Here is a 25,144-nt window from a genome sequence, read left to right on the forward strand (position 1 = left end):
GCCCAACCGACGCGGCGGACTCAGGCGCTGACTTTTCGCCGCCGGTTCGTCCGGCGCGCAGTAGTCGATGGGCGCCGGGCGGCCAAGACTTCGGCCAGAAACTTCCCGGTGTAGCTATCCGGCACCGCGGCGATATCCTCCGGCGCGCCCTGAGCGACGACGGTGCCGCCGCCGGCACCCCCCTCCGGTCCCATGTCGATGATCCAATCCGAGGTCTTGATGACGTCGAGGTTGTGTTCGATCACGACCACGGTGTTGCCTTTGTCCACCAGGCCGCTGATGACGTTCAACAGCTTTCGGATGTCATCGAAATGCAAACCGGTGGTGGGCTCGTCGAGGATGTAGATCGTGCGGCCGGTCGAGCGCTTTTGCAGCTCGGATGCCAGCTTGACCCGTTGCGCCTCACCCCCGGACAGTGTCGGCGCGGGCTGGCCGAGCCGCACGTAGCCCAGGCCGACGTCGACCAGGGTGCGCAGATAGCGGTGAATGCCGGAGATGGGCTCGAAGAAGTCCGCGGCTTCCTCGATCGACATGTCCAGCACCTCGGAGATGGTTTTGCCATTGTAGTGCACTTCGAGGGTTTCCCGGTTGTAGCGCGCGCCCTGGCAGACCTCGCACGGCACGTACACGTCGGGCAGGAAGTTCATCTCGATCTTGATGGTCCCGTCGCCGGTGCAGGCCTCACACCGGCCGCCCTTGACGTTGAAGGAGAAACGTCCCGGCTGATAGCCGCGGACCTTGGCCTCGGTGGTGGCTGCGAACAAGGTGCGGATCTTGTCGAACACCCCCGTATAGGTGGCCGGGTTGGATCGCGGCGTACGGCCAATCGGCGATTGGTCCACACGCACCAGCTTGTCCAGGTGGTCAAGCCCGGTGATGCGGGTGTGCCGGCCCGGCACCTGGCGGGCGCCGTTGAGCCGATTCGCCAACACCGCGGCCAGGATGTCGTTGACCAGTGTTGACTTTCCCGAACCCGAAACTCCCGTCACCGAGGTCAGCACCCCGAGCGGAAACGCCACATCGAGACCGCGCAAGTTGTGCTCGCGGGCACCAACCACGGTGAGTTGTCGGCGGGAGTCGACGGACCGACGGCTGGTCGGAATTTCTATCCCTTCCCGCCCGGACAGGAAGGCACCGGTGATGGAACTCTGGTTACGGAGCAACTCCTGATACGGCCCGCTGTGCACGATGCTGCCGCCGTGCTCGCCGGCCCCCGGCCCGATGTCGACGACCCAGTCGGCATGCTCGATGGTGTCCTCGTCGTGCTCGACCACGATCAGCGTGTTGCCCAAATCCCGCAGGCGGGTGAGAGTTTCAATCAGCCGACGGTTGTCGCGCTGGTGTAGCCCGATCGACGGCTCGTCAAGCACATACAGGACGCCGACCAGACCAGACCCAATCTGTGTGGCCAGCCGGATGCGCTGTGCCTCGCCTCCGGACAGCGTGGCCGCCGCACGCGACAAAGACAGGTACTCCAGCCCGACATCGAGCAGGAAGCCGAGTCGCGACTGGATCTCCTTGAGCACCTGACCGGCGATCGCCTGCTCGCGCGCACCCAGGGTGAGCGCGTTCAGAAAATCTGCGCAGTCTGAGATGGACAGCTCACAGACCTCGGCGATCGACTTTGCATCCTGCGCCCCCGCGGCCAACGTGACCGACAGGATTTCCGGCTTGAGCCGGGCCCCGTCACACACCGGGCAGGGCACGTCGCGCATGAAGCCCTCGTAGCGTTCCTTCATCTGCTCGGACTCGGTCTGCGCCATCTTGCGTTGCAGAAATGCCAGAACGCCTTCGAAGTCGGCGTAGTAGGACCGGGTGCGTCCGTACCGGTTGCGATAGCGCACGTGTACCTGTTCGTCGGCACCTTCCAGAATTGCCTTGCGAGCCTTGGCGGGCAGCTTGCGCCAGGGGGTGTCGACATCGAAGCCGAGTGCGTCCCCCAGCCCGGCGAGCATGCGCGTGAAGTATTCGGCGGTGTGGCCGGTAGACCACGGCGCTACCGCGCCCTCGGCCAGTGTGCGATCCGGGTCGGGCACCACCAGGTCGGGATCGACCTCCTTGCGAATCCCCAGACCGCTGCATTCGGGGCAGGCGCCGTAAGGCGAGTTGAACGAAAACGACCGTGGTTCCAGGTCGTCGACGGCCAGCGGATGCCCGTTGGGACAGGCCAGTTTCTCGGAGAATCGCTGTTCGCGAGGATGATCGTGCTCATCGTGATCGTCGGGGAATTCCAGCACGACAATGCCATCGGCCAGATTCAACGCCGTCTCCACCGAGTCGGTCAGCCGCTGCTTGGCGGCCGCTTTGACGGTGAGCCGGTCCACCACCACTTCGATGTCGTGCTTTTCCTGCTTCTTCAGCTTCGGCGGATCCGTCAACGGGTGAACCACCCCGTCGACCCGTACCCGGCTATAGCCCTGGGCGTTGAGCTTGTCGAACAGGTCCGCAAACTCACCCTTGCGGGTGCGGACCACCGGGGCCAGCACCAGGAATCGCGTGCCCTCCGCCATGGCCAGCACCTGATCGACGATTTGCTGCGGGGTCTGACGCGCGATCCGTTCACCGCAGGTCGGACAGTGCGGAGTGCCCGCCCGTGCGTACAACAGGCGCAGGTAGTCGTACACCTCGGTGATGGTGCCAACGGTCGAACGCGGGTTGCGGTTGGTCGACTTTTGGTCAATGGACACCGCCGGGGAAAGTCCCTCGATGAAATCGACGTCCGGCTTGTCCATCTGTCCCAGGAACTGGCGGGCATAGGCCGACAGTGATTCCACATAGCGGCGCTGGCCTTCAGCGAAGATCGTGTCGAAGGCCAGCGAGGACTTGCCCGATCCGGATAAACCGGTGAACACGATCAGCGCATCACGGGGCAAGTCGAGGTCGACACCGCGGAGGTTATGCTCGCGCGCACCCTTGACGATCAGGCGGTCAGCCACGCTGTCCCTTTCACAGAAGTTCGTTTGCCGGAATACCCGTCGGGCTTCCGACTTGTGACCCCATATCAGCCAATACGAACGCGGCACGGCATGGGCCGCATTCCATGCTAGGTGGCCCCTATGACAAGGGCTGAACAAGGCGGGACGGTTGGGGTTTGGTCAGGCCGGCTCGGGCGCCGCAGTAACCTGACGCCTATGACCGTCGTCGATGACAACTACACCGGACACGTCGACCCCGGGACCGTGGCTCGGCGCACTTTGCCTGGTGCCACCATCCTCAAGGCGTCGGTCGGCCCCATGGACAACAACGCCTACCTGGTGACCTGTTCGGCGACCGGGCAGACGCTGCTGATCGATGCCGCCAATGACGCCGAGGTGCTGATCGACCTGATCCGGCGGTACGCCCCCAAGATCGCGCTGATCGTCACCAGCCATCAACACTTTGACCATTGGCAGGCGCTGCAGGCGGTGGCCGAAGCCACCGGCGCCCCAACGGCCGCACACGAGATCGACGCCGAACCCCTACCAGTCAAACCGGACAGATTGTTGGCCAACGGGGACCGAGTACAAATCGGCGAGCTCAGCTTCGACGTGATCCACCTGCGCGGACACACCCCCGGATCCATCGCGCTGGCCCTGGACGGGGCTGCCACGGGAGGAGTCACCCAACTGTTCACCGGTGACTGTCTATTCCCGGGCGGGGTCGGCAAGACCTGGCAGCCGGGTGACTTCACCCAGCTAGTGGAGGACGTCAGCAGCCGCGTGTTCAACGTCTACCCGGATTCCACGGTCGTGTACCCCGGCCATGGTGATGACACCACGCTGGGCGTCGAACGTCCTCATCTCGACGAATGGCGCGAGCGGGGTTGGTAGCCCCGATCGCGGTCGGACTCCGAGCAGCAGTCGGCCCGTCCCCCGAACCGGGATGACGGGCCGAGCCTTTCTGATGATTCAACAGTAGGAACTAAGACGGACGATCGCGGTCCACGCTGCTAGCTTGCCGCGACCTGCTTGCGCCCGTAGACGCGCTCCATCAACGCGGTATCGGTGTGCACCTGCACCCGCACCACTTTGCCGTCGCGAAGCGTGTAGACGTCAGCGTCCTGACCTCTCTCCTGGCCAACACTGACATCGGTGAGCGCGACAACCATGTCACCGTCGGCAAGGAACTTGTGGGGTGTGGCCGTCGTCGACTTCTCCGCCAGCCGAGCCAGGAACTGGCCGAATTCACCTTTGCCGTGGTAGGTGCCGCTGATTTCACTCTCACCGGGCTGGACCCACTCGATGTTGTCATCGAACAGGCTCATCATCTTCTCGATGTCACCGGCAGCAAACGCCGCGTATCCCTGCCTGATCCGCTCGATGTTTTCTTCTTGTTCCGACATCGTCGATTCCCTTCGTGCGACCCGACATTTCGGCCACGACAGGCTTGGCAAGGTCACGGGGGTCGGTCTCGGTCGGCCCTCGGATCAGTCAGACCATTCGCCGCCGGCTCAAATCTACGCCCACACACAGAGAAATCACAGATACTAAACACAGAATTTCCCAGGCTGCGACAGTCTTTCTGATATAATCCGCCGCCGCTGCGCACAATCTTCGATGGCCGCAGGCATGAAACAACGGCGCGAGCGGCCGTCATCACCTCGACAGCGGCAAGCCCAGCTACGACGAACCGTTACCAGATGGACCGGACGTCCATCACGTCAACGAATGACGTAAGCGAAGCCGGAAACCCGGCAGCAAAGTTTGACCGCTAGGTGGTGTGCACGATCAGCACGTCGACCTTGGCCCGCCGCGAGACGTTGGCCGGCACCGATCCCAGCAACCGGCCCGCGATCGTGCTGAGCCCGACATTGCCGACAACCAGCAGGTCGGCCTTCACTTCCTCGGCCAGGTTCACCAGCGCATCGACGGGAGCGCCGACCACCGGGCGCTCCTCGACGTTCTTGGCACCGGCGTTGTGCGCCCGCTCCTTGGCATCGTGCAGGATCTCGTAGATCGGGGCGGTTCCCGTGACCTTGTAGCTTTCTTCCCTGAGCACGTCAGCCGCCCGCGCGTCTTCGTGCTGAGGCAGGTACGCCGACGCGATAATCAACTTGGCATCGGCACCGGCGATCTGCGCGGCGCGGTCCACCGCACGCAACGACGAGTCCGAACCGTCGGTTCCTACCACCACGGTCCCATAGGCGCCCATTAAACCTCCCAGTGTCGGTTGCTACGCCGACCCCAGACAGTATCTCTTTGCCTGATGTAGGTGGCTCAGATTAACCACAACGGAACGGCGTGGCGCAAGCATCTATTTGCCTGACCAGCGGGGTTCATCGGACACTATTGCCAATGACAACGCCCCCAAACCTCAACGCCGGCTTTGGAATTTCAAGCAGCACAACACTTTTCGCGATTATGGGCCGCCCAGCCGGGCAGGCCCCCCAAACCTCGCGGTCAACGGCCGTCCAACCCCCGAAAGATGACGCGTGACCAGGATCATCGCTGGGCCCTTACAGTGACAAGCATCATGTCCACACCGACGCTCAAGCAGGGCGCGACGGCTACCGACAAGGCCGAGCGCGTACGCCCACGTGGCCGGCGGCTCGACCCGTGGTTGATGGCTTTGCTGGCAACGCTGATCAGCGTCGCCTGGGCCGGTAGGCCCTCTCTGTGGTTCGACGAGGGCGCAACGATTTCGGCGGCCGCGAACCGGACGTTGCCGGAGCTGTGGAAACTGCTGGGCCACATCGATGCCGTGCATGGCTTCTACTACCTGCTGATGCACGGCTGGTATGCGATCTTTCCGCCGACGGAATTCTGGTCGCGGGTGCCCAGCAGCTTGGCCATCGGCGGTGCCGCCGCGGGTGTAGTCGTGTTCACCAAGCAGTTCTCCGGACGCTCCACCGCGTTGTGCGCGGGTGCCGTCTTTGCCATCCTGCCGCGGGTGACGTGGGCGGGAATCGAGGCCCGCTCCTCGGCCTTGTCGGTGGCGGCCGCGGTCTGGCTGACCGTGCTGCTGGTCGCCGCGGTGCGGCGTAACCGGCCATGGCTATGGCTGCTCTACGCGCTGGTGTTGATGGTGTCGATCCTGATCAACATCAACCTGGGGTTGTTGGTGCCCGTCTATGGCGCGCTGCTACCGCTGCTGGCCCCCAAGAAATCTCGAAAATCTCCCGGCATCTGGTGGGCCGTCACCTCGGTGGTCGCGATTGGGGCAATGACGCCGTTCGTGCTGTTCGCGCACGGGCAGGTTTGGCAGGTCGGATGGATCTCGGGGCTGAACCGCAATCTGTTCCTGGACGTGGTGCATCGCCAATACTTCGACCACAGTGTCGCGTTCGCCATCCTGGCCGGCGTGCTTGTCGTCGCCGCCATCGCCGTGCGGCTGACCGGCATAGCGAGGCCGGGCGAGGGGACGCGCCCGCTACTGCTGGCCAGCATCGCTTGGGTTGTCATACCCACTGGCATCGTTCTGCTGTACTCGGCGATCGTTGAACCGATCTACTACCCCCGCTATCTGATCCTCACCGCCCCGGCGGCCGCCGTCATCCTGGCGGTGTGCATCGTCACGCTTGCCCGCAAACCCTGGCTCATCACCGGTGTCGTGGTGCTGCTGGCCGTCGCGGCGTTCCCGAACTATTTCTTCACTCAACGCGGCCCGTACGCCAAGGAGGGTTGGGACTACAGCCAAGTGGCCGATGTCATCAGCGCCCATGCCGCACCGGGAGACTGTCTGCTGGTGGACAACACCGTGCCCTGGAAGCCGGGGCCGGTCCGCGCGCTACTGGCCACCCGGCCGGCCGCGTTCCGGTCGCTGATCGACGTGGAGCGCGGCGCCTACGGGCCCAAGGTCGGCACCTTGTGGGACGGCCATGTTGCCGTGTGGCTGACCACGGAGAAGATCAACAAGTGCTCGACGTTGTGGACGATCTCCAATCGCGACAACGCACTTCCTGACCATGAAGTCGGGCCGGCGTTGTCGCCGGGGACGGCGTTCGGCAAAACCCCGGTCTACCTATTCCCCCACTACCTGGGATTCCACATCGTCGAGCGATGGCAGTTCCACTACTCGCAGGTCATCAAGTCAACCCGGTGAGCGACGATCGTGGTGGGTCGCCTGGTAGGACGCGATGAAGCCGACCGCGGCCAGCACAGTGAAGACGGTATAGAGCCACCGGGCAGCGGCCACCTCTCCACCGGTCGCGGTATTGACCACCACCCCGGCCAGTCCGGCGCCAAACGCCGCCGAGACCAACTGCACAATGTTGATCGCCGCGGCCGCCGAGCTGCTCTCGGCCGGGTCGTCGACGCAATCCATTGCGCGCACCGTGAGATGCGGCCACGCGATACCGATACCGGCCCCGGTGATCGACAGCGCAAGCGCCCAAAGCGCCACGGTCGGCAGCGACGCATCCGCGCGCTGCGTGACGGCACCCAGCGCCAGACCCGACGCCATCACCAGCGGCGCTACCGCAATGATGTAGCCAATGAGTCTGGGGTTGGTCAGTGAAGCGCTGACGATCTCGCCGGCCGTCCAACCGAATGCCAAAGCCGCACCGAGGAATCCGGCAGCCACCGGCGTCAGGTGCCCTAACCCCTGACCAAACAGCGGCACATACGTCGTGACCATCGCGGCAACCATCTGCACCGACATGGTCAGATAGATCCATCTCAATGGTCCGCTACCAAACACGCTGTGCGGCAGGACCGCGACATGCATGCGCCAGTCGACAATCACGAAGATGCCGACTAGCAAGGCGCCAGCGACAAGCAGCCCGGCGGTCGCCACCAGATACTGCGGGATTTCGGCGACGCTGACGGCCAGCGCGGCCGCGCCCATCAGCAACAGCGACCACACCGGCACCTTGTGCGCCGGGGCCACCGGTTTCTCGCCGCCCACTGCCACCCCGTTGGACAGCACGACCAGGACCAAGAGCGTCATCAACCCGGCCATCGTCGCCATCACGCCAAACGCCCACCGCCACAATCCGAACTGCGCGAACAATCCGCCCGTGGCGGGCCCGATCAAGGTCGCGACGCCCCACATCGCCGAGACCAGCGCCGACCCGCGGGTCCATAGGTTGTGCGGCAAAGCCGCATTGATGAGCGCATAACCCAGCCCTGCCAGCAATCCACCGGCCACCCCCTGCAGGGTCCGCCCGGCGACCAGCATTTCCATGTTCTGCGCGGCCGCACAGACCAGGCTGGCGAAGCCGAACACGGTCAGCCCCATCAGATACGACATGCGAGCGCCGACCTTCAGCAGCATCGCGTTGACCGTGGTGGCCGAGACGACCGAGCCAACCAGATACAGGGTCGTCACCCAGGCATAAAGCCGGCTGCCCCCGATTTCGGCGATGGTGCTTGGCAGCAGGCTGACGGTGAGAAACTCGTTGGTCGCGTACATCGCGACACCGCCGGCCAGCAGGGTGGCTGTCCCCAGATGCCCGCAAAGTAGCTCTCGCCAGCTACCGGTCTCCCTCGCGGTCTCGGTCACCTCTACACCGTAGGAGGTGAGGAATCGCCGCCTGCGCTATTTCAACCCGGCGGCATCCATACCGCGCAATTCCTTCTTGAGATCGGCGATCTCGTCGCGGAACCGGGCGGCCAACTCGAATTGGAGGTCGCGCGCCGCGACCATCATCTGCGAGGTCAGGTCTTTGATCAGGTCGGCCAGCTCGGCGCGGGGCATAGCCGAGGTATCGCGACCCTCGAATACCCCGGCGCTGACGGCCCGGCCGGGTTCACCCTGGGCCCGCCGGCCCCGGGATGAGTTGCGACCCGACCCACCGATCGGAACTGACGCCGCGGCTTCGGTGTCGTCCGCCTCCCGGTAGACCTGGTCGAGGATGTCGGCGATCTTCTTGCGCAGTGGCTGGGGGTCGATCCCGTTGGCCTCGTTGTAGGCGACCTGTTTTGCCCGCCGCCGCTCGGTTTCGTCGATCGCTTCCTTCATCGAGTCGGTGATCTTGTCGGCGTACATGTGCACTTCACCGGATACGTTGCGGGCGGCGCGGCCGATCGTCTGGATCAGGCTGCGCGCCGACCGCAGGAAGCCCTCCTTGTCGGCGTCCAAGATGGCCACCAGCGACACTTCCGGCAGGTCCAGGCCCTCACGAAGCAGGTTGATGCCGACCAGCACGTCATACTCACCAAGGCGCAGCTGGCGCAGCAGCTCGACCCGGCGCAACGTGTCGACCTCGGAGTGCAGGTAGCGAACCCGGATACCCATCTCGAGCAGGTAATCGGTGAGGTCTTCGGCCATCTTCTTGGTCAGCGTCGTCACCAGCACCCGCTGGTCGGCCTCGGCCCGCTGCCGGATCTCGCCGATGAGATCGTCAATCTGTCCCTTGGTCGGTTTGACCACCACCTTGGGATCCACCAAGCCGGTCGGACGAATCACCTGCTCGACAAATTCACCGCCGGACTGGCTCAGTTCGTAGGGCCCCGGCGTGGCCGACAGGTACACCGTCTGCCCAATCCGATCGGCGAACTCCTCCCACTGCAACGGACGATTGTCCACCGCCGAGGGCAACCGGAATCCGAACTCCACCAAGTTACGCTTGCGCGAAATGTCGCCCTCATACATGCCGCCGATCTGCGGAACGGTGACGTGTGACTCGTCGATGACCAGCAGGAAATCCTCCGGGAAGTAGTCCAACAGCGTTGCAGGAGCTGAGCCGGCGGGCCGTCCGTCGATGTGGCGCGAGTAGTTCTCGATGCCCGAGCAGAACCCGACCTGCCGCATCATCTCGATGTCGTAGTTGGTGCGCATCCGCAGCCGCTGCGCCTCCAGCAGCTTGCCGTGGCCCTCCAGTTCGGCGAGGCGCTCGGCAAGCTCCTCCTCGATCGTGGAGATCGCCTGTGCCATCCGCTCCGGCCCGGCCACATAGTGGGTGGCCGGGAAGATGCGTAGCGAATCGACCTGCCGGACCACGTCGCCGGTCAGCGGGTGAAGGTAATAGAGCGCCTCGATTTCGTCGCCGAAGAACTCGATGCGGACCGCCAGCTCCTCATAGGACGGGATGATTTCCACGGTGTCACCCCGCACCCGGAAGGAACCGCGAGTGAAAGACAGGTCGTTGCGGGTGTACTGCACGTCCACCAACAGCCGCAGCAGGCCGTCGCGTGGGACGTCGGTGCCGACCTGCAGTTCGACCGAACGATCCAGGTAGGACTGTGGGGTGCCCAGACCATAGATACAGGACACCGAGGCCACCACCACCACGTCACGCCGCGACAGCAGCGCGGAGGTCGCGGAGTGCCGCAGCCGCTCCACGTCATCGTTGATGGAACTGTCCTTTTCGATGTAGGTGTCGGTCTGGGCGATATACGCCTCGGGCTGGTAGTAGTCGTAGTACGACACGAAGTACTCGACAGCGTTGTGCGGCAGCATCTCTCGCAGCTCATTGGCCAGCTGCGCAGCCAGGGTCTTGTTCGGCGCCATCACCAGGGTGGGCCGCTGCAATCGTTCGATCAGCCACGCCGTGGTAGCCGACTTTCCGGTTCCGGTGGCGCCGAGCAGCACCACGTCACGCTCGCCGGCTCGGATTCTGCGTTCCAGTTCGTTGATCGCGGCCGGCTGATCGCCGGCTGGATCGTGCGGGCTGATTACCTCGAAACTGGCGCCGGTACGCACCACGTCATCGACGGCACGGTATTCCGAATGCGCGACCGGCACGTGGTCGGCAGGATGCTCAGTGGCAAAAGCCATGCCACCAGGGTAAAGGCAGACACCGACAAGAAGCCCGGCGAGCGTACCCGCAATGCCCGCCGGCACCCTGATGCCGGAGGGAGACAACCACGGGTCTGAGCGGTCGGTAGGGTGTCATCATTCATCCGCCCAAGCACGAATCCTTCGACGTGGCCTCCCGCACCAATACCGATCCCAAAGGCATCGTGCGGGCGGTCGATGAGTATGCGGTGCACCCGTGGGGGCTCTACCTGGCCCGGCCCACTCCGGGCCGCGCCCAGTTCCACTACCTCGAGTCGTGGCTGTTGCCGTCGTTGGGGTTGCGCGCCACGGTCTTCCACTTCAATCCGGGGCATGAGCGCGATTTCGACTATTACCTCGACGTGGGCGAATACACCGCGGGTCCCGCGAAATGGCACTCCGAGGACCACTACATCGACATCGAAGTTCGCACTGGTCAGGGGGCGAAACTGGCTGACGTCGACGAGTTGCTGGGCGCCTTCCACCACGGCCTGCTGACCCCCGAGGCGGCCGAGCAAGCGGTGCACAGGGCGGTGTCCGCTGTCGATAGGCTGGCCCACCACGATTACGACCTGGTGCGGTGGCTGGCATCCAAGGGCATGGCGCTCACATGGCGGCCCACGTGAGCGCATCACCCGACGCCCTTTCTGGGTCGTCTCCAGAATTGGCTAGTGGGTAATCCTGTCGTATGCCCCTCCGCGACAACCGCCACAACTGGCAATCCGACCAAGGCGTCCGACATCGGGGACGGCGCCGCTGGAAGAAGCGCAAACCCGACGAAGGGCCGCGTTTTGTCGTCCAGCATCACGCGGCAGGCAGCGATCACTATGACTTCCGCCTCGAGATCGGCGGTGTCCTCGTATCCTGGGCGATCCCCAGCGGTCCGTCGACCAACCCCGAGTACAAGCGGATGGCCCGTCGCACCGAGAATCACCCCGTCAAATGGGCCTCATCCAAGGGAGTGATTCCCGACGCCGCATGCGGTGCCGGCGCTGTCGTCGTCTGGGACCAGGGCACCTACGCCAACAGAACCCAACATGAAATGACCAAAGGGCTCGATCGAGGTCATCTGTCGTTTCACTTGCACGGCCAGAAGTTGAGGGGCGGCTACGCCCTCACCCGGATTCGGGAGGGCAGCGAAGAGGCCTGGCTACTGGTCAAACGCAGCGACGATCATGCCGTTGCACCCAGCCAAGCGATGGGAAACGAACCCGAATCGCCGTGACGTTACTCGCGCCCACCGACCGATCGGCACCACATGGGGCTGGGCCGCCAACCGGTGGCATGGAATCGCAACAGCGCATCCCAAACTGCGAAACCGCGCGGCGCACCACCGGACCGGCTACGGCCGCCATCCGGTCGAGTCGGCCCACTCCCATGCCCGCCGGTAGGCGTCGAGAAACCAGGGCTCCTTTGTGGTGACGTAATGCTCCACGCCGCCGCCAGCGAGCGCCGCCTGCTTTTCTGCGTCGCGCTTGATGGCCAGATAATCGGCGCGGGCCCCGGGATTGGCCCGCAGCCAGTCCACGAACAACAGGGCGAACTGCTGATTGGGCCAGCCATCCACCCGAATGTGCACATTCGTCGGTCGGCCTGGGTCCGCGCAGGCATGAAAACGCTTATGCCACAACGCAGGGTCACGACCGTGGTCGTAGTGGTCGATGAGGCTGCGCGGGTCTTCTTTGGGGTTGTCCTGGGTGATGTGCTCAAGGCGCGGATAACCGGCCGAGCGCAGCCCCTCGGCCAGTTCGTCTGCTACCGCAAGTGATTCGACGGTGACCTGGATGTCGATGACGTCCTTGGCATCGAATCCCGCGACAGCGGTCGAGCCGATGTGGTCGACCCGCGACGCCTTGTGACCGCATGTGGTCTTGAGGCGCGCAACGATGCGCTGCGCCTGCTCTGGCCAACTTGGGTCTGCCGGCACCACACGGGCAGGAAACCGCGCAATCTGACCCACGCTCAGGTTGTGGGCGAAAGGCAGGATCCTGTTGTTCCACACGTCCCGCGCACGCTCGACCAACGCATCGAGGCTGCCGGAATTGTCTAGCCAGACATCGGCGACGGCACGACGCTGCTCATCGCTAGCCTGTGCGGCAATCCTGGCGCGGGCATCGTCTTCGGACATGCCGCGCTGGTGGACCAGTCGTCGAAGCCGTACCTCCATGTCGGCATGCACGACAACCACGAGCGGGAACAGCGGAGCCATCCCCGATTCCACCAGCAGCGGAATGTCCTCTACGACAACCGCGTCATCGGATACTGCCGCGATGATCTCGGCGCGACGGCGGGCCACCAGCGGGTGCACGATGCCGTTGAGCTTCGAGCGTGACGCCTCATCCCGAAACGCCTTGGCAGCCAGCCCCGGCCGATCCAGTGCCCCATCGGGCAGCAGGATGCCAGGGCCGAAGGCATCGACCAGCGCGGCCAGTCCTTCGGTACCCGGCTCAACTACTTCGCGAGCCAGCACATCGCCGTCGACGATGATGCCGCCACATTGTGCGAATGTCGCAGACAGCGCCGACTTTCCGGCACCGATGCCACCGGTAAGCCCGATGCGCAGCATCCGTGAACGCGACTACCCGTTACCTGCGAGCTTTTCGCGCAGCGCGGCCAGTTGGGCATCACTAGCCAGCGATCCACCCGCCGACTTCTCCGAGGAGCTGCTGCTCGACGAGCCACCACCGTTGTCGCCATGTCCGGCCGCCTCCGCAGCAGCGAACTTCTCCATCTGCGTGGTGTGCATCTTGTGCCGGCGCTCGGCCTCGGCGTAGCGGGCTTCCCATTCGGCACGCTGGGTGTCGAATCCTTCCATCCATTCGTTGGTTTCGGGATCGAAGCCCTCGGGGAAGATGTAGTTGCCCTGGTCGTCGTAGCTGTCGGCCATGCCGTACTTGGCCGGGTCGAACTCGTCGGTGTAGTCCTCGTTGGCCTGCTTGAGCGACAACGAGATCCGGCGACGCTCCAGGTCGATGTCGATGACCTTGACCATCGCGTCGTCGCAGACGGCGACCACCTGGTCGGGCACCTCGACGTGGCGCTCAGCCAGCTCGGAGATGTGCACCAGACCCTCGATGCCCTCCTCGACGCGGACGAACGCACCGAAGGGCACCAGCTTGGTGACCTTGCCCGGCACGATCTGGCCGATGGCGTGGGTGCGGGCGAAGTGGCGCCACGGGTCTTCCTGAGTCGCCTTCAGCGACAACGAAACCCGCTCGCGGTCCATGTCGACGTCGAGCACCTCGACGGTGACCTCGTCGCCCACCTGAACCACCTCGGACGGGTGGTCGATGTGCTTCCAGGACAGCTCGGAGACGTGCACCAGACCGTCAACACCGCCGAGATCGACGAACGCGCCGAAGTTGACGATGGAGGAAACCACACCCTTGCGGATGGTGCCCTTCTGCAGCTGGTTGAGGAATTCGCTGCGCACCTCGGACTGGGTCTGCTCCAGCCAGGCCCGCCGCGACAAGACAACGTTGTTGCGGTTCTTGTCCAGCTCGATGATCTTGGCTTCGATCTCCTTGCCGATGTACGGCTGCAGATCACGAACCCGGCGCATCTCGACCAGCGAGGCAGGCAGGAAGCCACGAAGCCCGATGTCGAGGATCAGACCACCCTTGACCACCTCGATGACGGTGCCCTTGACGGCCTCGTCCTTCTCCTTGAGCGCCTCGACGGTGCCCCAGGCGCGCTCGTACTGTGCGCGCTTCTTGGAGAGGATGAGCCGGCCGTCTTTGTCCTCTTTGGTGAGAACCAGGGCCTCGACCTCGTCGCCCACGGTAACGACCTCATTGGGGTCGACGTCGTGTTTGATCGAGAGCTCGCGGGCGGGGATTACCCCTTCGGTCTTGTAGCCGATGTCGAGGAGCACCTCGTCCCGGTCCACTTTGACGATGGTGCCTTCGACGATGTCACCATCGTTGAAGTACTTGATCGTTTGGTCTATTGCGGCGAGAAAGTCCTCGGCGGAGCCAATGTCGTTGACGGCTACTTGCGGCGAGGTGACGGTGGGACTCGGCATATTGTTGGGTTGCTCCGGACAGGGTCGATCGTAGGGACTTAGGACAATTGTTTTTGGTGTAACCCGCCATCGAGCACCAGCGGGTATGCGTCGAGGCTACTCGACGGCGTGCATGCTGGACAAACTCGGCCTGCCCAGCCGGTGAATCGGGATCAGCCTACCCTGCGGCGCCCCGCCGGCCCAGGGCGGGTGTCCACCAAAGCAGCGCGACCGTTTCAGCAGCATCAGCGGCACCTGTACCAGCGGCGCAACCGGGTAGCCAGGCCCCGAGCATCGGTTGAAATGAACACATCATTGGCGATGACGATGCTCGACAGCGGGGCCGAACGGGCGACAAGCAGTGCGGCGTTGCAGAGCCAGCTCGGGCCGCGCGGCACCGATCAGTGCGCGGCCGAGTCCCAGCTGCGGCCGAAGCCGACCGACACCTCCAGGGGCACATCGAGCGGATAAGCGCTGCCCATCTTGTCGCGTACCAGCGCCTCGATCTGTTCGCGCTCACCGGCCGCTACTTCGAATAGCAATTCGTCGTGTACCTGCAACAACATGCGCGACTTGAGGGCGTGTTCTTTCAACGCCTTGTCGACCTCGATCATCGCCACCTTGATGATGTCGGCGGCGCTGCCCTGGATCGGTGCGTTGAGCGCGGCGCGCTCCGCCGCCTCCCGTACCTGTCGATTACTGCTGTCCAGCTCGGGAAGGTAGCGCCGACGCCCCAACACCGTGGAGGTGTAGCCGTCTTTGCGAGCCTGCTCGACGACGGCCATCAGGTAGTCACGCACCCCACCGAATCGAGAGAAGTACTGATCCATCTGGACCTTGGCGTCCTCGGTGGAGATCTTGAGCTGGCTGGACAGCCCGTAGGCGCTCAGCCCGTATGCCAACCCGTAGGACATCGCCTTCACCCGGCGGCGCAACTCACCGGTTACTTCGTCGATGGGCACACCGAAGGCCCTCGAGGCCACAAACGAGTGCAGATCCTCGCCGGTGTTGAAGGCTTCGATAAGACCCTCATCGCGCGACAGGTGAGCCATGATCCGCATCTCGATCTGGCTGTAGTCGGCGGTCATCAGCTCGCTATATCCGTCGCCGACCACGAAAGCGTCGCGGATCTGGCGGCCGGCGTCGGTACGGATCGGGATGTTCTGCAGGTTGGGCTCCGTCGACGACAACCGGCCCGTTGCGGCGATGGCCTGATTGAAGGTGGTGTGAATCCGGCCGCCGTCGGCGACCGAGTTCAACAACCCGTCCACGGTCACCTTCAGGCGGGTGACATCGCGGTGCGCCAACAAATGCTGCAGAAAAGGATGTCCGGTCTTGTCGAACAACGACTGCAGCGCGTCCGCGTCGGTGGTGTAACCCGTCTTGGTCCTCTTGGTCTTCGGCATTCCCAGCTCGTCGAACAGCACGACCTGCAGTTGCTTGGGTGAGCCCAGGTTGATCTGCTTGCCGATCACGGCGTAGGCGGCTTCAGCGGCATCGCGGATCTGGTCGGCGAAGTGGCTTTGCAGCCCGCCGAGCATCGTCAGATCGACCGCGATGCCGGCCGTTTCCATTTCCGCGAGCACGTGTTGCACCGGCAACTCCATGTCGGCCAGCAACCCGGTGGAGTCGATCCTGTCCAGCTCGGCGTCCAGCGCATCGGCGAGGTCTATGACGGCGCGCGCCCGCAGGATTGCGGTCTGGGCGGCCGCGACGTCGGTGTCGTAATCATCGAGCAGCGAAAGTTGCTGCTGCTCAGGTGTTTCTGCCCGCAATTCGCGGCGCAGGTAGCGCAGTGAGAGATCGTCGAGAGTGAAGCTGCGCTGGCCCGGACGAACCAGATAGGCGGCCAGCGCGGTGTCGGAAGTGACACCGTTGAGCGTCCAGCCTCGGCCCCGCAGATCGTGGATAGCCAGCTTCGCCTCATGCAGTGCCTTGGGTTTGGCGGGGTCGGCCAGCCACTCACCCAGCGCCGCGTCGTCATCGGGGGTCAGCGTCGCGGTGTCGATGTAGCCGCCCTCGCCGTCGGCGGCGGCGATGGCCAGTGCGGTGGCGTCGCCACCATGGGGCAGATGGGTACCCACGACCGTCAGGCCGCAGCGACGCCCGTCCACGACATGCTCGGCCAGCCACTGCGCCACTGCGCCGGGCGACACCGCACCTCCGCGAACGTCAAACCCCTGGTCGACCTCGGGTTCGACGGCGGCCAGCGTATCGAAGAGCCGGTCGCGCAACACCCGGAACTCGAGGTCGTCGAACAGCCGGTGAATCTGGTCGCGGTCCCAGGGCTGCAGCCGCAAGGCCTCTGGGGTCTGCGCCAACGGCACGTCGCGCACCAGATCGGTGAGTTCCCGGTTGCGCACCACGCTGGCCAGATTCGCCCGCAGCGAGTCGCCAACCTTGCCGCGCACCGAGTCAACCTGGTCGACCAGCCCCTGCAACGAACCGTATTCGACAATCCACTTGGACGCGGTCTTCTCCCCCACTCCGGGAATGCCGGGCAGGTTGTCGCTGGGATCACCGCGCAAGGCGGCGAAGTCGGGATACTGCACTGGGGTGAGCCCGTACTTCTCCACGACGGCCTCCGGGGTGAAGCGGGTGAGTTCGCTGACGCCCTTGCGCGGGTAGAGCACGGTCACGTCATCGCTGACCAGTTGCAGGGAGTCTCGGTCGCCGGTGACGACCAGCACCCGGTACCCCTCCCCTTCAGCCTGGGTGGCCAACGTCGCGATGATGTCGTCGGCCTCAAATCCCGGTGCGGCCAGCACCGTGATCCCCAGCGCGTTGAGAACTTCCTTGGTGATGTCGATCTGACCGTGGAACTCGTCGGGGGTCGAGCTTCGATTGGCCTTGTACTCCGGATAGCGCTCGGAGCGGAAAGTCTGCCGTGACACGTCAAATGCCGCCGCGATATGCGTGGGTGCTTCGTCGCGCAGGAGATTGATCAACATGGCGGTGAAGCCGTAGACGGCATTGGTGGTTAACCCGCCGCGGGTCTTGAAGTTCTCCGCGGGCAGCGCATAGAACGCGCGAAAGGCTAGCGAATTGCCGTCTAGCAACATCAGCGTCGGCTTTGTGGATTGCTCGGTCGCGACACTCACGGCTCACACTCTAGGCATCCGGTGCGACGCGCCGACCGAGCCCAACCACCGGCAGAACTGCAACACGTTTCAGTTTTGTGCTCGTGCTGGGTAGGCTGGCCCGGTGCCAGAGGTCACCAGTCAACAACCGGCGGTCGCGGGTTGGTTCACCACCGATGAAGCCGGAAGCCCCCATCTGATCGGCAGTAAGTGCCCCCCGTGCGGCACTTATGTTTTCCCCCCTCGCGAGAACAACTGCCCCAATCCGGCTTGCGCCAACGACAAACTAGAGTCCGTTGCTTTATCCCGTCGGGGAAAGCTGTGGAGCTACACCGAGAACCGTTACGCTCCGCCCCCGCCCTACCCGTCCCCCGACCCCTTTGAGCCGTTCGCCGTCGCCGCGGTGGAGCTCGCCGACGAGGGGCTGATCGTGCTAGGCAAAGTTGTCGAAGGCACGCTGGCCGCCGACTTGAAGATCGGCATGGAGATGGAGCTGACGACCATGCCGCTGTTCACCGACGAGGACGGCGTCGAACGCATCGTGTACGCCTGGAGGATCGCCTGATGAGTGCCCCCGAACCCCTTTACATCCTTGGCGCCGGAATGCACCCGTGGGGCAAGTGGGGCAACGACTTCACCGAATACGGGGTCGCTGCCGCCCGCGCCGCCCTGCGCGAAGCCGGTTTGGAATGGCGCCAGATCCAGCTGGTGGCCGGCGCGGACACCATCCGCAACGGGTACCCGGGCTTTGTGGCCGGCGCCACCTTCGCGCAGAAGCTCGGCTGGAACGGCGTGCCGGTCAGTTCGAGCTACGCCGCGTGCGCCAGCGGCTCCCAGGCGCTGCAAAGCGCGCGGGCCCAGATTCTGGCCGGATTCTGCGATGTTGCGTTGGTGGTCGGCGCCGACACCACCCCGAAAGGGTTTTTCGCCCCGGTCGGCGGTGAGCGCAAAAACGATCCCGATTGGCAGCGATTCCACCTGATCGGGGCTACCAACCCGGTCTACTTCGCCTTGCTCGCGCGGCGCCGGATGGACCTGTACGGGGCCACCCTCGAGGATTTCGCCCAGGTGAAAGTCAAGAACTCCCGGCACGGCCTGCAAAACCCCAACGCCCGCTACCGCAAGGAAGTCTCGGTCGAGGACGTGCTGGCCAGCCAGGTAGTGGCTGAACCGTTGCGGTTGCTGGATATCTGCGCCACCTCCGACGGCGCGGCGGCCTTGATCGTGGCCAGCGCAAAGTTCGCTCGCGAACACCTGGGCTCGCTCGACGGGGTGCCATCGGTGCGCGCGGTCAGCACCGTGACCCCGCGTTACCCACAACATCTGCCCGAATTGCCGGACATCGCAACGGATTCCACGGCGGTAGTCCCCGCATCGGAGCGAGTGTTCAAGGATCAGATCCTCGATGCGGCCTATACCGAAGCCTGCATAGGCCCCGAGGACCTGAGCCTGGCTGAGGTGTACGACCTGTCCACCGCGCTAGAACTTGACTGGTACGAGCACCTGGGTCTGTGCCCGAAAGGTGAAGCCGAGGCGCTGCTGCGCAGCGGAGCGACGACCATCGGCGGCAGGGTGCCGGTCAACCCGTCCGGTGGGCTGGCCTGCTTCGGCGAGGCAATCCCCGCTCAGGCCATTGCCCAAGTCTGCGAGTTGAACTGGCAGCTGCGCGGTCAGGCCACCGGCCGGCAAGTGGAGAACGCCAGGGTGGGCGTGACGGCGAACCAGGGCCTGTTCGGGCACGGTTCCTCGGTGATCGTGGCGCGCTAGCGGCGACGCGCTGTGTCTGGCGTGACGGGTCGGCGCGCCCGGGACTAGGCCTCGTCGGGGGTATCCAGGGTTTCCAGGACCACCTCAGCCACCCGCTTCATGGTGGTCCGCCGGTCCATGGCGGCCCGCTGGATCCACTTGAAGGCCTCTGGCTCGGTCATCCCTTGTTTGGCCTGCAGCAAGCCTTTGGCACGCTCAACGAGCTTGCGCGTTTCCAGACGGTCCGACAGTGTGGCGACTTCGTTTTCCAGCGCACTGATCTCGCTGAACCGGCTCACCGCCAGTTCAATCGCCGGAACCAGGTCACTGACGGTGAAAGGCTTCACCAGGTACGCCATCGCCCCGGCATCGCGAGCGCGTTCGACCAGATCGCGCTGACTGAACGCGGTCAGCACCACGATCGGCGCAATGCGCTTAGTGGCGATCTCCGACGCGGCGTCGATGCCGTCGCGGCGCGGCATCTTCACATCCATGATCACCAGATCGGGCTTGTGCAGCTCGGCAAGCTCCACGGCCTCCTGGCCGTCGCCGGCCTCGCCGACGATGTCGTACCCCTCCTCTCGCAGCATTTCGGCCAAGTCCATGCGGATGAGCGCTTCATCTTCCGCGATCAGGACTCGGCGTGTCTTCGCGGCATCGGCATCGGTGGTGGGGCCGGTCATGACGGACATTGTGACGTGAGCGGCTGGAATCAGGAACCTTGGGGGGCGGTGAGTCGGGACGAGGAGTCAAATCCACTATGGTTTGAGGCTCATCTAAGGTAGTAAGCCGCAACGGACAAGCGACAGGCCCTCGTATCCCAACTGGCAGAGGAAACGGATTCAAAACCCGTCCAGTGTGAGTTCGAATCTCACCGAGGGCACCAGCTCAGCAGCGAACTACCGGCGCAGCAATCAGCCAAAACGCGCCGGGACGTGGTCGTTCGACTGGATAGACAACGGGCGCACCGGTAGGCTTTGAGCCGTGCCGGCCAAGAAATCGGCTAAGAAGTGTCGTACCGCACGGCGATCGTCTGACGGCTCGCCCCGCCCGGACTCGGTCGCGGCCGTCCGCGAGCAAACCCGTGACCTCAATCAGCACTACGCCCACAGTGCGGCGCGCCGTGCCCGGGTCCTGAGCATCGCCGCCTTGTTGGCGGTGCTGATCAGCAGCAGCTTCATCCTGGTGCAATTCCTCACACAGGCGTGGATCTGGCAGATCACCCTGATCAACATCGCCGCAACGTTGGTCTTTGCGACCGTCCCGATGCTGCACCGCTTCGGGGAGCTGGTGGCGCCGCTGACGTTTGCCGGCGCAGCCTATGTCTCGGTTTCGCCAGCTGCTGGAATGTGGGCACCGGGTCGGGAGCTCAGATGTTCTTCCTGGTGGATGCCTGCCTGGTCGTGCTGGTGCTGGGCATTGAACACGTGGTGCTTGCGAGCGGCCTCGCGGCGCTCGCCGCCGCCCTGATCATCACCGTGGAATTCGTGGTTCCGCGTAACACCGGCGCCCAGTCGGCATGGCTCCAATCCCTCGGCTTCATCATCACCACCGTCTCCGCGTGCCTCCTGGTGTTCGTCACGGTGTGGTTTGCCATTCGAGACACCGCGCGTGCCGAGGCCGTCATGGAGGCGCAGTACGACCGTTCAGAGGCGCTGCTGGCCAACATGCTGCCGGTGAGTGTGGCGGACCGGCTCAAGGAGCCCGAGCGAAACATCATCGCCGACAAATACGAAGAGGCCTCCGTGCTGTTCGGCGACATCGTCGGCTTCACCGAGCGCGCGAGCTCGACCGCGCCGGCCGATCTGGTTCGATTCCTAGACCGTCTCTACAGCGCTTTCGACGCCCTGGTGGACAAATACGGGCTGGAAAAGATCAAGGTCAGCGGCGACTCCTACATGGTGGTCAGCGGAGTGCCACGGCCACGGCCACGGCCCGATCATGTGCAGGCGTTGGCAGATTTTGCGCTCGACATGGTTGATGTCGCCGCCGGCATGAAAGATCCGCACAACCACTCAGTGCCGCTACGGGTCGGCCTGGCCACCGGCCCCGTCGTCGCGGGTGTGGTGGGCTCACGCAGGTTCTTCTATGACGTTTGGGGCGACGCCGTCAACGTTGCGTCCCGGATGGAATCCACCGACTCGGTAGGCAAGATCCAGGTGCCGGATGAGGTCTACGAGCGGCTCAACAAAGACTTTGTGCTCCAGGAGCGCGGACACATCAATGTCAAAGGAAAAGGTGTGATGCGCACCTGGTATCTGATCGGCCGCAGCCCGATCGACGAACCCACCGCCGTGCCCGCCGATGAGCCGAACGCCGCGCGCGTCTAGTTTTCGGCACGTCCGGTCGGCCCACTAGACACAACCCTTTGCCCCTTTGCCAGGACCGTCACATGTGTCACACTGCGGCCATGGAAACCTCACCTGTCCCAAGCTTGTTACCGCATCTGTGGAAGTCAACGCTGACATCGGGAATCCTGTCGCTGATCCTTGGCGCGTTAATCCTGGCCTGGCCAGGAATTTCGGTCTTGGTTGCTGCCGTCGCCTTCGGCGTCTACCTCATCCTGACCGGGATCGCGCAGGTCATGTTCGCGTTCAGCCTGCATGTGTCGGCGGGCAGTCGAATCCTGCTGTTCATCAGCGGCGCGGCTTCGCTGATCCTGGCCGTGCTGGCCTTCCGCCACTTCGGCAATGCGGTCTTGCTGCTGGCCATCTGGATCGGCATCGGATTCATCTTCCGCGGCGTCGCCACCACGGTGTCGGCAATCAGCGACCCCACCCTGCCGGGTCGCGGATGGTCGATTTTCATCGGTGTCATCAGCCTGATCGCCGGCGTGGTGGTGATGGGCGCGCCGTTCGAGTCGATCATCACCCTGGCCATCGTCGTGGGCGTGTGGCTGGTGGTCATCGGCGCGTTCGAAGTCGTGTCGTCCTTCGGTATCCGCAAGGCATCTAAGTCGCCAGGGCTCTGACCCTCGGGCCGGGTGGCTCAATTGACGCTAGCGTCGGAGCCGCCCGGCCTACTACACTTCGTCGTAGCACGGTAAGACCACCCGCAGGCCCGGGAGATGGCACATGAATGTCGTCGATGTTTCGCGTTGGCAGTTCGGTATCACCACCGTCTACCACTTTATTTTCGTACCGCTCACGATCGGCCTTGCTCCCCTGCTGGCCATCATGCAGACGGCCTGGGTGATCACCGACAACCCCGCGTGGTACCGACTGACCAAGTTCTTCGGGAAGTTGTTCCTGATCAACTTCGCCATCGGCGTGGCGACGGGGATCGTCCAAGAATTCCAGTTCGGAATGAACTGGAGCGAGTACTCACGGTTCGTCGGCGACATCTTCGGCGCCCCCCTGGCCATGGAGGGCCTGATGGCCTTCTTCTTCGAATCCACCTTCATCGGATTGTGGATCTTCGGCTGGAGCAGGTTGACCCGCCTTGTCCACCTGGCCTGCATCTGGATAGTCGCGATCAGCGTGAACGTGTCCGCGTTCTTCATCATCACGGCCAATTCGTTCATGCAACACCCGGTCGGTGCGCACTACAACCCCGAAACCCACCGTGCCGAACTGAACAGCATCGTGGCCTTGCTCACCAACAACACCGGGCGAACCGCATTTGCCCACACGGTCACGGGCGCATTCCTCACCGCCGGGACGTTCGTCGCCGCCGTGAGCGCCTGGTGGCTGGTGCGTTCCAAGAATTCCCCCGTACCGCCGGGTACCCGGGCCATGTACCGTCCGGCGACCATCCTGGGGTGTTGGGTGGCGTTGATCGCCACGCTCGGCCTGTTCTTCAGCGGCGACTACCAAGGCAAGCTGATGTTTCAGCAGCAGCCGATGAAGATGGCTTCGGCAGAGTCATTGTGCGACACCCAAACCGATCCGAACTTCTCCATCCTCACGGTGGGCCGGCAGAACAACTGCGATGGCCTCACCCGAGTCATCGAGGTGCCCTACGCATTACCGATCCTGGCGCAGGGCAGGCCGACCAACGTCACCCTGCAAGGCGTGCGTGACCTGCAACGGGACTACCAACAGCGATTCGGTCCAAATGACTACCGCCCCAATCTCTTCGTCACCTACTGGTCGTTTCGCGCCATGATCGGATTCCTGGCAATCCCAGTCCTGTTCGCGTTGCTTGCGCTGTGGCTGACTCGCGGTGGACGCATCCCGGACAAGCGTTGGTTCGGATGGTTTGCGCTGCTGACGATTCCGACTCCGTTCCTGGCCAACATCTCCGGGTGGGTGTTCACCGAGATGGGCCGCCAGCCCTGGATCGTGGCCCCGAACCCAACCGGTGACCCCAACGTTCGGCTCACCGTCGCAACCGCGGTGTCCAACCTGACCACCGCCACGGTCGTCACCTCCCTGGTGACATTCACGCTTGTCTACGCGGTGCTCGCGGTCATCTGGTTTTGGCTGCTCAAACGCTACATAGTCGAGGGCCCGCTGGAACACGACGCCGAGCCTGCTCCACCACGCGCACCCGACGACGACGAGGTAGCACCTCTGTCGTTCGCCTATTGAGACCGGGCAAGGCCCAAGCCACCAACTCAAGAGAAGGGAGCTGACCGTTGGGACTCCAAGAGTTGTGGTTCGCTGTCATCGCGGTGCTGTTCCTTGGATTCTTCATCCTCGAGGGATTCGACTTCGGCGTAGGCATGCTGATGGCACCCTTCGCACATTTCGGCACGGGTGATCCGGAGATCCACCGGCGCACCGCTCTCAACACCATTGGACCGGTTTGGGACGGCAACGAGGTGTGGCTGATCACCAGCGGCGCGGCCATGTTCGCCGCATTTCCCGGCTGGTACGCCACGGTGTTCTCCACGCTGTACTTGCCGCTGCTGGCCATCTTGTTCGGCATGATCGTGCGCTCGGTGGCCATCGAGTGGCGCGGCAAGGTCGATGACCCAAAGTGGCGGGCGCTGGCCGACTTCGGCATTGCAGCCGGGTCCTGGTTGCCGGCCATACTCTGGGGCGTCGCATTCGCCATCCTGGTGCGAGGCCTGCCCGCCGATGCCAACGATCGCGTGGCCCTGTCGATCGGCGATGTGCTCAACGCGTACACCCTGTTGGGCGGATTGGCCACCGCCGGCCTGTTTCTGTTCTACGGGGCGGTGTTTGTCGCCTTGAAGACGGCGGGCCCGATTCGCGACGACGCATACCGGTTTGCCGTCGTGTTGTCGCTTCCCGTCACGGTCCTGGTCGCCGGATTTGGGGTTTGGACCCAGTTGGCTTATGGCAAGCAGTGGACCTGGGCCTTGCTGGGGGTGGCCGTGGTTGCGCAGCTGGCGGCGGTGCTGCTGGTCTGGCGACGCGTATCCGATGGCTGGGCGTTCCTCTGCATCGCGGTGGTAGTGGCGGCCGTGGTGCTCCTGCTGTTCGGTGCCCTATACCCGAATCTGGTGCCGTCGACGCTCAACGAGCGATGGAACGTAACGATCTACAACGCCTCCTCGACGCCCTACACGCTCAAGATCATGACCTGGGTTACCGCGTTGTTCGCCCCGCTGACGGTGGTCTACCAGGCCTGGACGTACTGGGTCTTCCGGCAGCGGATTTCGGCCGAGCGGATACCGCCGTCGATAGGTCTGGCTAGGCGCCCCTCCTGACCGCAAGGGCCTCGACCACCCGCGCGCCGCTGGACCCGCGGCTGTGGCGGGCGTCGG

At 64.1% G+C, this 25,144-nt stretch carries 19 protein-coding genes, 1 tRNA gene and 1 pseudogene; 12 read left to right on the forward strand and 9 right to left on the reverse strand.

From position 1 onward, the window contains the following. Positions 1-20: 20 nt before the first annotated feature. Positions 21-2,936: an excinuclease ABC subunit UvrA gene (gene uvrA, locus SHTP_RS14185; protein WP_096370934.1), complete on the reverse strand. Its 2,916-nt coding sequence runs from the start codon at positions 2,934-2,936 to the stop codon at positions 21-23. Between the two features lie 195 nt (positions 2,937-3,131). Here uvrA and SHTP_RS14190 point away from each other — a divergent pair, with 195 nt between their 5' ends. Then, positions 3,132-3,809 carry an MBL fold metallo-hydrolase gene (locus SHTP_RS14190; RefSeq protein ID WP_096370935.1) on the forward strand — a complete coding sequence of 226 codons (678 nt, stop codon included), beginning with the start codon at positions 3,132-3,134 and terminating at the stop codon, positions 3,807-3,809. Between the two features lie 119 nt (positions 3,810-3,928). Here the strand turns inward: SHTP_RS14190 and SHTP_RS14195 are convergent, their stop codons facing one another. Together SHTP_RS14195 and SHTP_RS14200 are read right to left on the reverse strand one after the other, a co-directional pair. Then, positions 3,929-4,321 (reverse strand): nuclear transport factor 2 family protein, encoded by a 393-nt coding sequence (locus SHTP_RS14195; protein WP_096370936.1) that lies wholly within the window; start codon positions 4,319-4,321, stop codon positions 3,929-3,931. A gap of 368 nt (positions 4,322-4,689) precedes the next feature. Continuing rightward, on the reverse strand, positions 4,690-5,130 hold the full coding sequence (locus SHTP_RS14200; protein WP_012394183.1) for a universal stress protein: 441 nt from the start codon (positions 5,128-5,130) through the stop codon (positions 4,690-4,692). Between the two features lie 273 nt (positions 5,131-5,403). On the opposite strand from SHTP_RS14200, the gene SHTP_RS14205 reads away from it, so the two are divergent. Then, positions 5,404-7,020 (forward strand): mannosyltransferase, encoded by a 1,617-nt coding sequence (locus SHTP_RS14205; protein WP_231991462.1) that lies wholly within the window; start codon positions 5,404-5,406, stop codon positions 7,018-7,020. On the opposite strand, the gene SHTP_RS14210 is transcribed toward SHTP_RS14205, so the two are convergent. After that, entirely contained in the window at positions 7,009-8,421 is a 1,413-nt protein-coding gene (locus tag SHTP_RS14210) for an MFS transporter (RefSeq protein WP_096370938.1), read from the reverse strand. The two genes, SHTP_RS14205 and SHTP_RS14210, sit on opposite strands and share 12 nt — an antisense overlap. A gap of 36 nt (positions 8,422-8,457) precedes the next feature. Further along, positions 8,458-10,638, reverse strand: coding sequence for an excinuclease ABC subunit UvrB (gene uvrB, locus SHTP_RS14215; RefSeq protein ID WP_096370939.1), 2,181 nt, complete (start codon positions 10,636-10,638; stop codon positions 8,458-8,460). A 185-nt stretch (positions 10,639-10,823) separates the two neighbouring features. Between uvrB and SHTP_RS14220 the strand changes: the two genes are divergently transcribed. Together SHTP_RS14220 and SHTP_RS14225 are read left to right on the forward strand one after the other, a co-directional pair. Next, positions 10,824-11,264: a ribonuclease FAU-1 family protein gene (locus SHTP_RS14220; RefSeq protein WP_172900673.1), complete on the forward strand. Its 441-nt coding sequence runs from the start codon at positions 10,824-10,826 to the stop codon at positions 11,262-11,264. A gap of 62 nt (positions 11,265-11,326) precedes the next feature. Next, complete coding sequence (locus tag SHTP_RS14225) at positions 11,327-11,863, forward strand: DNA polymerase ligase N-terminal domain-containing protein (protein WP_020787675.1); 537 nt, start codon at positions 11,327-11,329, stop codon at positions 11,861-11,863. Positions 11,864-11,980: 117 nt separating this feature from the next. Here SHTP_RS14225 and coaE read toward each other — a convergent pair whose 3' ends face one another. From coaE to polA, 3 genes are all read right to left on the reverse strand, one after another. After that, positions 11,981-13,204, reverse strand: coding sequence for a dephospho-CoA kinase (gene coaE / locus SHTP_RS14230; protein ID WP_096370941.1), 1,224 nt, complete (start codon positions 13,202-13,204; stop codon positions 11,981-11,983). Positions 13,205-13,216: 12 nt separating this feature from the next. Continuing rightward, entirely contained in the window at positions 13,217-14,662 is a 1,446-nt protein-coding gene (rpsA, locus tag SHTP_RS14235) for a 30S ribosomal protein S1 (RefSeq protein ID WP_096370942.1), read from the reverse strand. A 380-nt stretch (positions 14,663-15,042) separates the two neighbouring features. Further along, complete coding sequence (gene polA / locus SHTP_RS14240) at positions 15,043-17,703, reverse strand: DNA polymerase I (protein WP_096372472.1); 2,661 nt, start codon at positions 17,701-17,703, stop codon at positions 15,043-15,045. 142 nt (positions 17,704-17,845) lie between these two features. On the opposite strand from polA, the gene SHTP_RS14245 reads away from it, so the two are divergent. After that, the gene (locus SHTP_RS14245; RefSeq protein ID WP_011739731.1) at positions 17,846-18,286 is read left to right on the forward strand and encodes a Zn-ribbon domain-containing OB-fold protein; all 441 of its coding nucleotides are present in this window, start codon (positions 17,846-17,848) and stop codon (positions 18,284-18,286) included. Continuing rightward, positions 18,286-19,488: a lipid-transfer protein gene (locus SHTP_RS14250; RefSeq protein ID WP_096370943.1), complete on the forward strand. Its 1,203-nt coding sequence runs from the start codon at positions 18,286-18,288 to the stop codon at positions 19,486-19,488. The genes SHTP_RS14245 and SHTP_RS14250 overlap by 1 nt, the downstream gene beginning before the upstream one ends. Before the next feature lie 44 nt (positions 19,489-19,532). Here the strand turns inward: SHTP_RS14250 and SHTP_RS14255 are convergent, their stop codons facing one another. Beyond that, the gene (locus tag SHTP_RS14255; RefSeq protein ID WP_012394174.1) at positions 19,533-20,150 is read right to left on the reverse strand and encodes an ANTAR domain-containing response regulator; all 618 of its coding nucleotides are present in this window, start codon (positions 20,148-20,150) and stop codon (positions 19,533-19,535) included. Positions 20,151-20,276: 126 nt separating this feature from the next. On the opposite strand from SHTP_RS14255, the gene SHTP_RS14260 reads away from it, so the two are divergent. The 6 genes and pseudogenes from SHTP_RS14260 to cydB all read left to right on the forward strand — a co-directional run bounded on the left by SHTP_RS14260 (position 20,277) and on the right by cydB (position 25,087). After that, positions 20,277-20,353: transfer RNA gene (locus SHTP_RS14260), tRNA-Leu, on the forward strand. 98 nt (positions 20,354-20,451) lie between these two features. Beyond that, positions 20,452-21,047, forward strand: a pseudogene (locus SHTP_RS30705) (adenylate/guanylate cyclase domain-containing protein); the annotation flags it as partial. Between the two features lie 87 nt (positions 21,048-21,134). Further along, positions 21,135-21,797, forward strand: a complete 663-nt coding sequence (locus SHTP_RS30710) for an adenylate/guanylate cyclase domain-containing protein (RefSeq protein WP_477497736.1) — start codon at positions 21,135-21,137, stop codon at positions 21,795-21,797. A gap of 62 nt (positions 21,798-21,859) precedes the next feature. After that, positions 21,860-22,438: an HdeD family acid-resistance protein gene (locus tag SHTP_RS14270; protein WP_096370944.1), complete on the forward strand. Its 579-nt coding sequence runs from the start codon at positions 21,860-21,862 to the stop codon at positions 22,436-22,438. A gap of 103 nt (positions 22,439-22,541) precedes the next feature. Beyond that, positions 22,542-23,999, forward strand: a complete 1,458-nt coding sequence (locus SHTP_RS14275; RefSeq protein WP_096370945.1) for a cytochrome ubiquinol oxidase subunit I — start codon at positions 22,542-22,544, stop codon at positions 23,997-23,999. Positions 24,000-24,046: 47 nt separating this feature from the next. After that, positions 24,047-25,087, forward strand: a complete 1,041-nt coding sequence (gene cydB, locus SHTP_RS14280; protein ID WP_096370946.1) for a cytochrome d ubiquinol oxidase subunit II — start codon at positions 24,047-24,049, stop codon at positions 25,085-25,087. Positions 25,088-25,144 lie beyond the last annotated feature (57 nt).

Source organism: Mycobacterium ulcerans subsp. shinshuense (genome assembly GCF_002355775.1).
GTDB classification, from domain to species: domain Bacteria; phylum Actinomycetota; class Actinomycetes; order Mycobacteriales; family Mycobacteriaceae; genus Mycobacterium; species Mycobacterium marinum.

Excerpts from the sequence above, each read along its gene's own strand:
- SHTP_RS14190 (WP_096370935.1), top strand. The coding sequence starts at position 3,132 with ATGACCGTCGTCGATGACAACTACACCGGACACGTCGACCCCGGGACC.
- SHTP_RS14195 (WP_096370936.1), bottom strand. The coding sequence starts at position 4,321 with ATGTCGGAACAAGAAGAAAACATCGAGCGGATCAGGCAGGGATACGCG.
- SHTP_RS14200 (WP_012394183.1), bottom strand. The coding sequence starts at position 5,130 with ATGGGCGCCTATGGGACCGTGGTGGTAGGAACCGACGGTTCGGACTCG.
- SHTP_RS14205 (WP_231991462.1), top strand. The coding sequence starts at position 5,404 with ATGACGCGTGACCAGGATCATCGCTGGGCCCTTACAGTGACAAGCATC.
- uvrB (WP_096370939.1), bottom strand. The coding sequence starts at position 10,638 with ATGGCTTTTGCCACTGAGCATCCTGCCGACCACGTGCCGGTCGCGCAT.
- SHTP_RS14225 (WP_020787675.1), top strand. The coding sequence starts at position 11,327 with ATGCCCCTCCGCGACAACCGCCACAACTGGCAATCCGACCAAGGCGTC.
- coaE (WP_096370941.1), bottom strand. The coding sequence starts at position 13,204 with ATGCTGCGCATCGGGCTTACCGGTGGCATCGGTGCCGGAAAGTCGGCG.
- rpsA (WP_096370942.1), bottom strand. The coding sequence starts at position 14,662 with ATGCCGAGTCCCACCGTCACCTCGCCGCAAGTAGCCGTCAACGACATT.
- polA (WP_096372472.1), bottom strand. The coding sequence starts at position 17,703 with ATGTTGCTAGACGGCAATTCGCTAGCCTTTCGCGCGTTCTATGCGCTG.
- SHTP_RS14250 (WP_096370943.1), top strand. The coding sequence starts at position 18,286 with ATGAGTGCCCCCGAACCCCTTTACATCCTTGGCGCCGGAATGCACCCG.
- SHTP_RS14255 (WP_012394174.1), bottom strand. The coding sequence starts at position 20,150 with ATGACCGGCCCCACCACCGATGCCGATGCCGCGAAGACACGCCGAGTC.
- SHTP_RS30710 (WP_477497736.1), top strand. The coding sequence starts at position 21,135 with ATGCTGCCGGTGAGTGTGGCGGACCGGCTCAAGGAGCCCGAGCGAAAC.
- SHTP_RS14270 (WP_096370944.1), top strand. The coding sequence starts at position 21,860 with ATGTGTCACACTGCGGCCATGGAAACCTCACCTGTCCCAAGCTTGTTA.
- SHTP_RS14275 (WP_096370945.1), top strand. The coding sequence starts at position 22,542 with ATGAATGTCGTCGATGTTTCGCGTTGGCAGTTCGGTATCACCACCGTC.